Source organism: Klebsiella michiganensis (assembly GCF_015139575.1).
Classification (GTDB): Bacteria; Pseudomonadota; Gammaproteobacteria; order Enterobacterales; family Enterobacteriaceae; genus Klebsiella; species Klebsiella michiganensis.
Window position 1 is genome coordinate 5855490 of sequence record NZ_AP022547.1, and the last position, 12256, is coordinate 5867745.

The following is a 12256-nucleotide window of genomic DNA, read 5'->3' on the forward strand; positions in this document are numbered from 1 at the left end:
CACTATATTGGTGCAATGCATTCATTTTGGTGCAGCCCTTTTGCACGATGATGTGCATGATAACGCCTTTTGGGGGCAATTTAAAAGTTGGCACAGATTTCGCTTTATATTTTTTAAGGCAACAACGCCACTTTTCGTAGTTAAAAAGTTTTCGTTTCCACGACGACAATGACCAATCCGGGAGAGTTTAAGTATGTCCGCTGAACACGTTTTGACGATGCTGAACGAGCATGAAGTGAAGTTTGTCGATCTGCGCTTCACCGATACCAAAGGTAAAGAACAGCACGTTACTATTCCTTCTCATCAGGTAAATGCCGAATTCTTCGAAGAAGGCAAAATGTTTGATGGCTCCTCGATTGGCGGCTGGAAAGGTATTAACGAATCCGACATGGTCCTGATGCCGGATGCAACTACCGCGCTGATCGATCCGTTCTATGAAGAACCGACGCTGATCATCCGCTGCGACATCCTGGAACCCGGCACGCTGCAAGGCTATGACCGTGACCCGCGCTCCATTGCTAAGCGCGCTGAAGAGTATCTGCGCTCTACCGGCCTGGCTGACACCGTACTGTTCGGGCCAGAACCAGAATTCTTCCTGTTCGACGACATCCGTTTTGGTGCGTCCATCTCCGGTTCCCACGTTGCTATCGATGATATCGAAGGCGCATGGAACTCCTCCACCAAATACGAAGGCGGCAACAAAGGCCACCGTCCGGGCGTGAAAGGCGGTTACTTCCCGGTTCCGCCGGTAGACTCCTCTCAGGATATCCGCTCCACCATGTGTATGATCATGGAAGAGATGGGCCTGGTTGTTGAAGCTCACCACCACGAAGTGGCGACTGCGGGTCAGAACGAAATCGCTACCCGCTTTAACACCATGACCAAAAAAGCGGACGAAATTCAGATTTACAAATACGTTGTGCACAACGTCGCACACCGTTTCGGCAAAACCGCGACCTTCATGCCAAAACCGATGTTTGGCGATAACGGTTCCGGTATGCACTGCCACATGTCCCTCTCCAAGAACGGCGTAAACCTGTTCTCTGGCGACAAATACGCAGGCCTGTCTGAACAAGCGCTGTACTACATCGGCGGCGTTATCAAACACGCTAAAGCGATTAATGCCCTGGCTAACCCGACCACCAACTCCTACAAGCGTCTGGTCCCGGGTTACGAAGCGCCGGTTATGCTGGCTTACTCTGCCCGTAACCGTTCCGCGTCTATCCGTATTCCGGTTGTCACCTCTCCGAAAGCGCGCCGTATCGAAGTTCGCTTCCCGGACCCGGCGGCTAACCCGTACCTGTGCTTCGCTGCGCTGCTGATGGCTGGCCTTGACGGTATCAAGAACAAAATCCATCCGGGCGAAGCCATGGATAAAAACCTGTACGATCTGCCGCCGGAAGAAGCGAAAGAGATCCCACAGGTTGCAGGTTCTCTGGAAGAAGCACTGAACGCGCTGGACGCAGACCGTGAATTCCTGACCGCCGGTGGCGTATTCACCAACGACGCTATCGATGCTTACATCGCCCTGCGTATTGAAGAAAACGACCGCGTACGTATGACTCCGCACCCGGTTGAGTTCGAGCTGTACTACAGCGTCTAATTTTGCTGTAAATCCGCGGTATTCCGTGTTGTGGCGTGGGATACCAAGGATGTTTTGTTGCCGTGGAAACTTTCAGCCCATCTCAGGATGGGCTTTTTTCTCCACCAACACGCTGATCTCATGAGCTTTTTATACATAAAAAGCTATACTGCACTAAAATAGTGCACTCATTTTCAGGAGACTGTCGAATGGCAACAGGCACACTGCCCGATGCTGGGCAGATCCTTAACTCTTTAATCAACAGTATCTTACTGGTCGATGACGACCTGGCGGTGCATTACGCGAACCCGGCGGCGCAGCAGCTGCTGGCGCAAAGTTCGCGTAAATTATTCGGCACGCCGCTGCCGGAGCTGTTGAGCTATTTCTCGCTGAATATCGGCCTCATGCAGGAGAGCCTCGCTGCGGGTCAAGGGTTTACCGATAACGAAGTGACGCTGGTCATTGATGGCCGCTCGCACATCCTTTCCCTGACGGCGCAACGCCTGCCTGAAGGCTATATCCTGCTGGAAATGGCGCCGATGGATAATCAGCGCCGTCTGAGCCAGGAGCAGCTACAGCACGCACAGCAGATTGCCGCTCGCGACTTAGTGCGTGGCCTGGCCCACGAGATTAAAAATCCGCTGGGCGGTCTGCGCGGCGCGGCACAGCTGCTGAGCAAAGCGCTGCCCGATCCTGCGCTAATGGAATATACCAAAGTCATTATTGAACAGGCCGATCGGTTAAGAAATCTGGTTGACCGTCTGCTGGGACCACAGCATCCCGGAATGCACGTAACAGAAAGCATCCACAAGGTCGCTGAGCGGGTGGTAAAGCTTGTGTCGATGGAGCTGCCGGATAACGTCAAGCTGGTTCGCGACTATGACCCCAGCCTGCCAGAACTGCCGCACGACCCGGACCAAATTGAACAGGTGCTGCTGAATATCGTCCGTAATGCGCTGCAGGCTCTGGGACCGGAGGGCGGCGAAATCACTCTGCGCACCCGTACGGCCTTTCAGTTAACCCTGCACGGCGTGCGCTACCGCCTCGCTGCGCGTATCGACGTTGAAGATAACGGTCCGGGAATACCGTCTCACTTACAGGATACGCTGTTTTATCCGATGGTGAGCGGGCGCGAAGGCGGCACCGGGCTCGGGCTGTCTATCGCCCGCAGCCTTATCGATCAGCACTCCGGCAAAATTGAATTTACCAGTTGGCCAGGGCATACCGAATTCTCGGTGTACCTGCCTATTCGGAAGTAGAGGTGTTTATGCAACGAGGGATAGCATGGATCGTTGACGACGATAGCTCCATCCGTTGGGTGCTTGAACGCGCGCTCACCGGGGCAGGCTTAAGTTGTACGACGTTTGAAAGCGGCAACGAGGTGCTTGATGCCCTCACGACCAAAACCCCGGATGTGCTGCTGTCTGATATCCGCATGCCGGGAATGGACGGACTGGCGCTGCTAAAGCAAATTAAACAGCGCCATCCGATGCTCCCGGTCATCATAATGACGGCGCATTCGGATCTTGACGCGGCGGTCAGCGCCTATCAGCAGGGCGCCTTTGATTATCTGCCGAAACCGTTTGATATCGATGAAGCGGTGGCGCTGGTTGATCGTGCCATTAGCCATTACCAGGAACAGCAGCAGCCGCGTAATGCGCCGATTAATAGCCCAACGGCCGATATCATCGGCGAAGCGCCGGCCATGCAGGACGTCTTCCGCATTATCGGCCGCCTGTCGCGTTCATCAATCAGCGTACTGATCAACGGCGAGTCCGGTACCGGTAAAGAGCTGGTTGCCCACGCTCTCCACCGCCACAGCCCGCGCGCCAAGGCACCGTTTATCGCGCTAAATATGGCGGCCATTCCGAAAGATCTGATTGAGTCAGAACTGTTTGGCCACGAGAAAGGGGCCTTTACCGGCGCCAATACCGTGCGCCAGGGGCGTTTCGAGCAGGCAGACGGCGGCACGCTGTTCCTCGACGAGATCGGCGATATGCCGCTGGACGTACAGACACGTCTGCTGCGCGTACTGGCCGATGGCCAGTTTTATCGCGTGGGGGGCTATGCGCCGGTGAAGGTGGATGTACGCATTATTGCCGCCACCCACCAGAACCTTGAGCTGCGCGTCCAGGAAGGAAAATTCCGCGAGGATTTATTCCACCGCCTGAACGTGATTCGCGTCCATCTGCCGCCGCTGCGCGAGCGTCGGGAAGATATCCCGCGACTGGCGAGACATTTCCTGCAAATCGCCGCCCGTGAGCTGGGCGTCGAGGCCAAACAGCTGCATCCGGAGACGGAGATGGCGTTAACCCGACTGGCATGGCCGGGCAACGTACGTCAGCTGGAAAACACCTGTCGCTGGCTGACGGTAATGGCCGCAGGTCAGGAGGTTCTGACGCAGGATCTTCCCAGCGAGCTGTTTGAAACGGCGATACCGGATAACCCGACGCAAATGCTGCCGGATAGCTGGGCCACGCTGCTGGGGCAATGGGCCGATCGCGCTTTGCGTTCCGGTCATCAAAACCTGCTCTCGGAAGCGCAGCCGGAGATGGAGCGCACGCTGCTGACCACCGCGTTACGCCACACGCAGGGACATAAACAAGAGGCGGCTCGCCTGCTGGGCTGGGGTCGTAATACCCTGACGCGTAAGCTAAAAGAGCTGGGAATGGAGTAGCAGCGCGGCGGCGAGTAAAAAATAGTCATCCAGCGCAAACTGCTGCTATTTTGTACTTTACTGTTGCCATGCGTTGAGTATGATCTTGCCCGGAAAGACGGGGGAGAAATCATGCTTGAATCATTTATTAATATTATATCGAGCGGTGTTGCAGCGGGTCATACGCCGCAGACGGCGGTAGCTGCCGTTCTGTGCGCGGCGATGGTTGGGCTGTTTAGCTGATAATACCCCCGCTCCTTCCTGGAGTGGGGGTATGCTTTATATCACGCGGGAAAACTGCTGCATCCGCGCTTTCTGGCGCAGATACGTATCAAAACACATGCAGATATTGCGTATCAGCAGCCGGCCTTTCGGCGTCACCTGAATGCCCTTCTCATCCACCTCCACCAGCCCATCTTTGGCCAGCGGTGCCAGCAATTTCATATCGTCGGCAAAGTAGCTATCGAAGGTAAGATCCCACTGCGCTTCTACCGCAGCGAAGTCGAGACGGAAGTGACAAATTAGCGCCTTAATCACGTCGCGACGAATGCAGTCATCGCGCGTCAACGCAATACCGCGCCAGAGCGCCGTTCCGGTTTCATCAACCTGCTGATAATACTGCTTCAGCTCTTTCTGGTTCTGCGCATAGCAATCGCCAATCATGCTGATCGCCGAGACGCCCATCCCCAGCAGATCGGTGTCTCCCTGGGTGGTATACCCCTGGAAGTTACGATGCAGGATACCTTCACGCTGGGCTATCGCCAGCTCATCATCCGGACGGGCAAAGTGGTCCATGCCGATAAACTGATATCCCGCGGCCGTCAGCGAAACAATCGTCTCCTGAAGAATGTCCAGCTTCTGTTCTGCAGAAGGCAGATCGGCGTCTTTGATTTTGCGCTGCGCAGCAAAGAGCGTTGGCAGATGCGCATAGTTGAATACGCTCAGACGATCGGGGTTGAGCTCCGCCACTTTCTGTAGCGTATACGCGAAGCTCTGCGGCGTTTGCTTCGGCAGACCGTAAATCAGGTCGATATTGGTAGAGGTAAAGCCGACATCGCGCGCGTGGTTGAGTAGCGCGAAGATAAACGCTTCATCCTGCTCGCGGTTCACCAGGCGCTGCACTTCTTTGTTGAAGTCCTGCACGCCCATACTCAGGCGATTAAAGCCTTCGAGGCGTAAATGATCCAGGACATCGAGTTCGATTTCGCGCGGATCAACCTCAATGGAGATCTCTGCATCCGCGTTAAAATTGAAATGGGTACGCAGCAGCCCCATCAGACGACTAATTTGCGCCTTGTTTAAATAGGTTGGCGTACCGCCGCCCCAGTGCAGCTGATTAACTTTGCGGCCAGCAAAAAGCGGCGCGCGATGAATAATCTCCTGCTCAAGCACATCCAGATACTGGTCGGCCTTATGCTGCTGACGGGTGACGATTTTGTTGCAGCCGCAGAAATAGCAGAGTTTATGGCAAAACGGGATATGCACGTACAGCGAGAGGGGACGCTGCGGATAGCGGGCTACCGCCGCATCAAATTCAGCGGCGCCAAATTCTGGAGAAAACTCCAGCGCGGTGGGATACGAAGTATAACGCGGCCCGGAATAGTTATATTTCTGGATCAGGGCCAGATCCCAGTCGATTAACTGCACAGACATGCTCACTCCTTCCGATGGTACCGTCGGCGGGTACGCCGCCCCGGCCCAACCGCACCTCGGGTAATGAGCCGGTTGCGCAGCCATTTCTGACGCCGCGACAACCGTCGTAGTTTAACGAATAACCACAGCAGATAACATATAACCAGAAGGGTTATAAGCAGGACCGGGAATCCGATGGGGTGCAAACGTTAGTTTCCACCCTTCAGCAGGCGCATCATATCTTCTTTGCGCTCTTCCTCTTCTTCATCTTCGTCATCATCGTATGAGAGGCCCAACTGCTGCATCAGCTCATCAATACGATCCAGCTTAGCGTCAACCCAGGCTTGCTCTTCAGCATTCAGGGTACCGCCCTCTTCCAGACGTTCCAGCAGCGCGTCCAGGCGCTCATCGTTCTCCAGCAAATCCAGCTCAGCCTGCGGTGAAAGCATAGGTTTCTCGCTCTTTGGTTTATGCTGCTTAATCGCCGGAGCATTCTCAGTTACGCCCAGCGGGATTGGTTTTTTACTGCCAATTCGGGGATCTTGCTGCTGACCTTGTTTTTTACCTGCTGAAGCGGTGTCGCCGCCGGTCGCACGACTTCCTGCCGCGTGGCCACGATGCTTCTTCTGATGCTTGCGCTCGCGGGCTTCCTGGTTCAATTCTTCACGCGTTTTGCGATTTTTTTTGCCGCGAGGTACGGATGTCGGTTTTTTCATGTTGTGTAATCTTCAGGCCGTTTTCTTCAGTATAGAATTGAGGCGGAATCTAGCAGAAAGCAAGCAAAGAAAAAAGGCGACAGATTACTCTGTCGCCTTTTTCCGCACTGACAACCCTTAATGGGCTTCTACTTTCCATGTTAGCTAACGACACACCCTGTCTTTCCTTTAGCTACCAACGATCCCTGTTACATCCATTTCCTTTTAAAACGTCTCCAGACGTTTGTCATCCTGACAATCCGTAGTCCTCGCCTCCTGGCGCTTCCTGACTCCTCATCCTGAGTCATAATCCTGTTAGCATCCTCGCCCTTGACCGCTACTTTACTGGTTTGCGGGAAACCTACAACCGACTGTACAGAAAAAAAACGAGTTTCAGAATTTTCTTTCATTTTAACGCAATGATTTATATAACTTTGTATTATTTTTAATCAGACTTTTCTCATGAATTTCTCATATAACCAATAGCCAATGTCTCACAAAGACTGTGGTTTTAACTTACAGCGATGAGGTGCGGTAAAAACAGCCTTTTTCTGTTGTTCAGGTATAATCCCCGTCAAAGCCTGATTTAACGGAGACGACCGTCTTGACCAACTGGAATTATCAACTGACGCATTTTGTCACTAGCGCGCCAGATATCCGCCATCTTCCTGCCGATACCGGTATTGAAGTGGCCTTTGCTGGCCGCTCTAACGCCGGGAAATCCAGCGCGCTGAACACGCTGACTAACCAGAAAAGCCTCGCGCGTACTTCGAAGACGCCAGGCCGTACGCAGCTTATTAACCTGTTTGAAGTCGCTGAAGGCAAGCGCCTGGTCGACCTGCCGGGCTATGGATATGCCCAGGTTCCGGAAGAGATGAAAATCAAGTGGCAGCGCGCGCTGGGTGAATATCTGGAGAAACGCCTCTGTCTGAAAGGACTGGTTGTGTTGATGGATATTCGTCATCCGCTTAAAGATCTCGATCAGCAGATGATCCAATGGGCGGTGGAAAGCGATATCCCGGTACTGGTGCTGCTAACCAAAGCCGATAAGCTGGCCAGCGGCGCGCGAAAAGCGCAGATCGCCATGGTTCGTGAAGCGGTCACCGCCTTTAACGGAGATGTGCAGGTCGAAGCGTTTTCTTCCCTGAAGAAGCAGGGCGTGGATAAACTACGGCAGAAGCTGGATAGCTGGTATAACGATATCCCTCCTCAGGAAGCCTCTGAAGAAGGCGAATAATCTCGCTAACTTCTCCGGATAGCGGCGCGTGTGGCTCTATCCGGGTAGCCCGCCTCATCAGCATCGATACGCAAAAAATTTTCTTTCGCGCAATAAAAAACGCCCCGGTCATAAATGACCGGGGCGGCTAAAATATTCAGCCAAATCCGATTACGTGAAGTAAAAGGTCTGAAAGATAGAACATCTTACCTCTGTACCCTACGTCTTTAACTCTACTCTTCTTTCGGTTACGGATAAAGCATTTTTTGTAGTTTTTTTTCACTCTTTACATAGCAAATTCAAATGATCATCACAAAATGCGATAAGTTATGTTACTCACTTACAAGAAATGACCTTCCTTACCGAATACTTAGTGCGCTTGATCCCAGTTTTCTCCACTACCCACTTCCACCAGCAGCGGAACCGCCAGCGTCGTGCTGCTTTCCATCAGTTCGTGGATCTTTTTCGCAACCGCCTCAAGGTCGTCTTTATGCACTTCAAAGACCAGTTCATCGTGTACCTGCATAATCATCCGCACGCGCGGTTTTTCGCTTAATAACCAGCTATCTACGGCGATCATCGCGCGCTTAATAATGTCGGCAGCGGTTCCCTGCATCGGCGCATTGATCGCCGCACGCTCGGCACCGGCGCGGCGCGCGCCGTTGCTGGATTTGATGTCCGGCAGGTAGAGACGACGGCCATCAAGCGTTTCAACATACCCCTGCTCTTTGGCCTGGGTGCGGGTGCGCTCCATATACTCCAGCACGCCCGGATAGCGCTCAAAGTAGAGATCCATATACTTTTGCGCTTCTTTGCGTGGAATATTGAGCTGGCGCGCAAGGCCGAATGCGCTCATGCCGTAAATCAGGCCGAAGTTGATCGCCTTCGCGCTGCGGCGCTGTTCGCTGCTGACGCTCTCCAGCGGCAAACCAAAGACCTCTGCCGCCGTCGCGCGGTGGATATCCTTCCCTTCCGCAAACGCGGTCAGCAGGCCCTTGTCGCGGGAAAGATGCGCCATGATGCGCAGTTCAATTTGCGAGTAGTCGGCAGAGACAATGAGATAATCTTCCGGAGCAATAAACGCCTGACGGATACGCCGCCCTTCTTCGTTGCGCACCGGAATGTTCTGCAGGTTCGGGTCTGTAGACGACAAACGTCCCGTTGCCGTAACCGCCTGGTGATAAGAGGTGTGAACCCGGCCCGTTTTCGGGCTGATCATCAGCGGCAGCTTATCGGTATAGGTGGATTTGAGTTTTGCCAGACCACGATACTCGAGGATGACTTTCGGCAGCGGATAGTCCAGCGCCAGCTCTTCCAGCACCTCTTCCGAGGTAGACGGCGCGCCGCCCGGGGTTTTCTTCAGCGGCTTAATACCTTGTTTTTCAAACAGGATGGTTTGCAGCTGCTTCGGCGAAGAGAGGTTAAACTCCTCACCCGCGATATCATACGCCTTCTTCTCCAGCTCAATCAGGCGTTTGGCTATCTCCTGAGAATGCGCATGCAGCACGGCCGGATCAATCTTCACCCCGTTACGCTCCACGCGGGATAGCACCGGCACCAGCGGCATTTCAATATTTTTAAAGACGTTCAGCGGGCCTTCATTTTGCTGAAGTTCAGGCCACATTTTGAGGTGCAGCTGCAGCGTGACATCGGCATCTTCCGCCGCGTAGCGGCCCGCTTCTTCCAGCGCGATCTGATTGAAGGTGAGCTGGTTTTTACCTTTACCCGCTATCTCTTCAAAGGTAATGGTTTTGTGCTTCAGCCAGCGATCGGAGAGGCTATCCATATCATGGCGGCCCGCCACGCTGTCAAGAATGTAGGATTCCAGCATGGTATCAAAGGCAATACCGCGCAGTTCAATGCCGTAGTTAGCCAGGATACCGCGGTCATATTTGAGGTTTTGCCCAACCTTCAGAACTTTGTCATCTTCCAGTAGCGGTTTCAGCAGCTCAAGGACACGGTCGCGCGGGATCTGATCCGGTGCATCCAGATAATCATGGGCAACCGGTACATAGGCCGCAACGCCAGGCTCAATGGCGAAGGATAAGCCAACCATATTGGCGGATACGTTATCGAGGCTGTCAGTTTCGGTATCAAAGGCAAAAAGCGGCGCTTTCTTCAGGCTCTCAACCCAGGTCAACAACGTTTCTTCATCAAGGATCGTGACATAATTTTCAGAAGAGAGCGCCGTCGCGGTTTCCTCCTCCGCATCGGCCACGTCAGCCACCGCTACAACCGCCTTCGCCGCAGGCTTAGCGCCTTTTGCCTGCATCCACTTGCCGGACTCTACATCGGTGATCCAGCGTTTGAATTCATATTTTTTAAACAGCGTGAGCAGTTCATCAGCGACGGGTTGCGCAACCAGCAAATCTTCACAGCCCAGCTCCAGCTCAACGTCCGTTTTGATCGTCGCCAGCTGATAAGAGAGGTACGCCACCTCTTTATTCTGTTCCAGCTTTGCGGCCATCGTTTTTGCGCCGCGGAAGGTCAGCCCAGCGATTTTTTCAGGCTCAGCGTATAACGTATCAAGACCACCCAGCCCCTGCAGTAACGCCTGCGCTGTCTTTTCTCCCACGCCAGGTACGCCTGGAATATTGTCCGATGAATCTCCCATCAGGGCCAGAAAATCGATGATCAGCTCCGGTGGTACGCCGTATTTCGTCACCACTTCATCGGGGCCAAGGATAGTGTTGGTCATGGTGTTAATCAGCGTAATACCCGGCGTAACCAGCTGGGCCATATCTTTATCGCCGGTGCTAATCAGTACCGGACGCCCGACCTTTTCAGCTTCACGCGCCAGGGTACCGATGACATCATCGGCTTCTACGCCAGGAACAGCCATTAGCGGCAGGCCCATCGCTTTTACCATGGCATGCAGCGGCTCGATCTGCGCACGCAGATCGTCCGGCATCGGCGGGCGATGAGATTTATAGTGCTCAAACAGTTCATCACGGAAAGTCTTCCCCTTGGCATCAAACACGACGACAGCGTGGGTCGGTTGATACTGCAGGATCAGGCTTCGCAGCATATTCAGCACGCCATACATTGCGCCTGTCGGTTCACCAGCGCTATTCGTCAGCGGGGGGAACGCGTGATATGCCCGATAAAGGTAAGAGGAGCCGTCAACGAGGATGAGAGGTTTTTCTGGGATCTGAACCATAATTTCCGTGCCTGTTTATCAGATTATCGGTAAAGGATGCCACAGACGGGCATTAAATCCTGAATTTTTCCCGCATTTCGTCGAAAAGATTCTGCGATCCTTTCGATCGCGTTATGGGCTATCCTGTGGATAACTTTGTGAATATTTTTATAACGACAGCCAAACAATCGTTAATTAAATCATCCATAAACAAATTATTTCATATTTATCATTAAGTTATACACGCATAATTTGCTTTAATAACACCATGGCGACTCAATGTTCCATGTGGATATAAGATCCGAAAATTTTTCTGTTCTGGTAAGACCCGTTATTTACGCTATTTTCTGGTAAAATCAGCCTCTTGCGCCGTTTAAACGCGTTCTTTGTCAATCTAACTTTCTGAATAAATTAACTATGTCGAGATTACTCGCCGCGATAACGCTCCCGCTGAGTATCGCCCTGACTATCATAGTCACCATAATCTGCTCGGTGCCAATCATCGTCGCCGGGCTGATTAAACTTCTTGTGCCTATTCCTGCGGTCTGGCGCTCGATATCCGTTTTTTGCAATTTCATGATGTACTGCTGGTGTGAAGGGCTGGCTCTGCTGCTGCCTCTTAATCCCTGGCTTAAATGGGATATACAGGGCCTGGATGGCCTGAATAAGAAAAACTGGTATCTGCTCATCAGCAACCACCATAGCTGGGCAGATATCGTGGTGCTTTGCGTGCTGTTTCGCAAACATATCCCGATGAATAAATATTTCCTCAAGCAACAGCTCGCCTGGGTGCCGTTTATTGGGCTGGCCTGCTGGGCGCTGGATATGCCTTTTATGCGCCGCTATTCCCGAGGCTACTTACTCCGCCATCCAGAACGCCGGGGCAAAGATGTTGAAACCACTCGCCGCTCCTGCGAGAAATTCCGCGCGCATCCAACAACGATTGTTAACTTTGTCGAAGGCTCTCGTTTCACGGAAGAAAAGCAACAGCAGGCCCGTTCGCCTTACCAGAATCTGTTATCGCCAAAGGCTGCGGGTATTGCCATGGCATTAAGCGTGCTCGGCTCGCAGTTTGATAAGCTTTTGAACGTCACGTTATGCTATCCGGAAAACAACCAAAAGCCGTTTTATGACATGCTGAGCGGCCGATTGACGCGGATTGTGGTGAGAGTCAGTCTTGAACCTGTGACGGAAGAGCTGCACGGCGATTATGTAAATGACAAAAACTTTAAGCGACGCTTTCAGCGCTGGCTAAACAGGCTTTGGGAAGAGAAAGATCGGCAGCTAACGGAAATAATGCAGCAGGCAGAGAAATAATTGTGGGCGCAGAAAAGAA

At 52.9% G+C, this 12256-nt stretch carries 10 protein-coding genes; 6 read left to right on the top strand and 4 right to left on the bottom strand.

Annotation, left to right across the window (positions count from 1 at the left end; all coding sequences use genetic code 11):
- Positions 1 to 193: 193 nt before the first annotated feature.
- From glnA to JLG71_RS27390, 4 genes are all read left to right on the top strand, one after another.
- Positions 194 to 1603 carry a glutamate--ammonia ligase gene (gene glnA / locus JLG71_RS27375; RefSeq protein ID WP_004127100.1) on the top strand — a complete coding sequence of 470 codons (1410 nt, stop codon included), beginning with the start codon at positions 194 to 196 and terminating at the stop codon, positions 1601 to 1603.
- 188 nt (positions 1604 to 1791) lie between these two features.
- Positions 1792 to 2841: a nitrogen regulation protein NR(II) gene (gene glnL / locus JLG71_RS27380; RefSeq protein WP_004127098.1), complete on the top strand. Its 1050-nt coding sequence runs from the start codon at positions 1792 to 1794 to the stop codon at positions 2839 to 2841.
- Between the two features lie 8 nt (positions 2842 to 2849).
- The gene (glnG, locus tag JLG71_RS27385; protein WP_004107350.1) at positions 2850 to 4259 is read left to right on the top strand and encodes a nitrogen regulation protein NR(I); all 1410 of its coding nucleotides are present in this window, start codon (positions 2850 to 2852) and stop codon (positions 4257 to 4259) included.
- 111 nt (positions 4260 to 4370) lie between these two features.
- Positions 4371 to 4481, top strand: a complete 111-nt coding sequence (locus JLG71_RS27390; RefSeq protein WP_004855828.1) for a YshB family small membrane protein — start codon at positions 4371 to 4373, stop codon at positions 4479 to 4481.
- A 36-nt stretch (positions 4482 to 4517) separates the two neighbouring features.
- On the opposite strand, the gene hemN is transcribed toward JLG71_RS27390, so the two are convergent.
- Positions 4518 to 5891: an oxygen-independent coproporphyrinogen III oxidase gene (hemN, locus tag JLG71_RS27395; protein ID WP_116280676.1), complete on the bottom strand. Its 1374-nt coding sequence runs from the start codon at positions 5889 to 5891 to the stop codon at positions 4518 to 4520.
- 188 nt (positions 5892 to 6079) lie between these two features.
- Positions 6080 to 6586: a Der GTPase-activating protein YihI gene (gene yihI / locus JLG71_RS27400; protein ID WP_014227367.1), complete on the bottom strand. Its 507-nt coding sequence runs from the start codon at positions 6584 to 6586 to the stop codon at positions 6080 to 6082.
- Between the two features lie 583 nt (positions 6587 to 7169).
- On the opposite strand from yihI, the gene yihA reads away from it, so the two are divergent.
- Positions 7170 to 7802: a ribosome biogenesis GTP-binding protein YihA/YsxC gene (gene yihA / locus JLG71_RS27405; RefSeq protein ID WP_025106524.1), complete on the top strand. Its 633-nt coding sequence runs from the start codon at positions 7170 to 7172 to the stop codon at positions 7800 to 7802.
- 136 nt (positions 7803 to 7938) lie between these two features.
- Here yihA and JLG71_RS28700 read toward each other — a convergent pair whose 3' ends face one another.
- Together JLG71_RS28700 and polA are read right to left on the bottom strand one after the other, a co-directional pair.
- Positions 7939 to 7986, bottom strand: coding sequence for a spot 42 RNA, inhibition of DNA synthesis (locus JLG71_RS28700; protein ID WP_071892919.1), 48 nt, complete (start codon positions 7984 to 7986; stop codon positions 7939 to 7941).
- Positions 7987 to 8151: 165 nt separating this feature from the next.
- A complete protein-coding gene (gene polA / locus JLG71_RS27410) occupies positions 8152 to 10941 on the bottom strand; it encodes a DNA polymerase I (protein WP_200913922.1) in 2790 nt (929 codons plus the stop codon).
- 396 nt (positions 10942 to 11337) lie between these two features.
- Here polA and JLG71_RS27415 point away from each other — a divergent pair, with 396 nt between their 5' ends.
- Positions 11338 to 12237, top strand: a complete 900-nt coding sequence (locus JLG71_RS27415; RefSeq protein ID WP_025106522.1) for an acyltransferase — start codon at positions 11338 to 11340, stop codon at positions 12235 to 12237.
- Positions 12238 to 12256: the final 19 nt, after the last annotated feature.

Bases quoted from the DNA above. Each gene is read 5' to 3' on its own strand.
- glnA (WP_004127100.1), top strand. From the start codon at position 194: ATGTCCGCTGAACACGTTTTGACGATGCTGAACGAGCATGAAGTGAAG.
- glnL (WP_004127098.1), top strand. From the start codon at position 1,792: ATGGCAACAGGCACACTGCCCGATGCTGGGCAGATCCTTAACTCTTTA.
- glnG (WP_004107350.1), top strand. From the start codon at position 2,850: ATGCAACGAGGGATAGCATGGATCGTTGACGACGATAGCTCCATCCGT.
- JLG71_RS27390 (WP_004855828.1), top strand. From the start codon at position 4,371: ATGCTTGAATCATTTATTAATATTATATCGAGCGGTGTTGCAGCGGGT.
- hemN (WP_116280676.1), bottom strand. From the start codon at position 5,891: ATGTCTGTGCAGTTAATCGACTGGGATCTGGCCCTGATCCAGAAATAT.
- yihI (WP_014227367.1), bottom strand. From the start codon at position 6,586: ATGAAAAAACCGACATCCGTACCTCGCGGCAAAAAAAATCGCAAAACG.
- polA (WP_200913922.1), bottom strand. From the start codon at position 10,941: ATGGTTCAGATCCCAGAAAAACCTCTCATCCTCGTTGACGGCTCCTCT.
- JLG71_RS27415 (WP_025106522.1), top strand. From the start codon at position 11,338: ATGTCGAGATTACTCGCCGCGATAACGCTCCCGCTGAGTATCGCCCTG.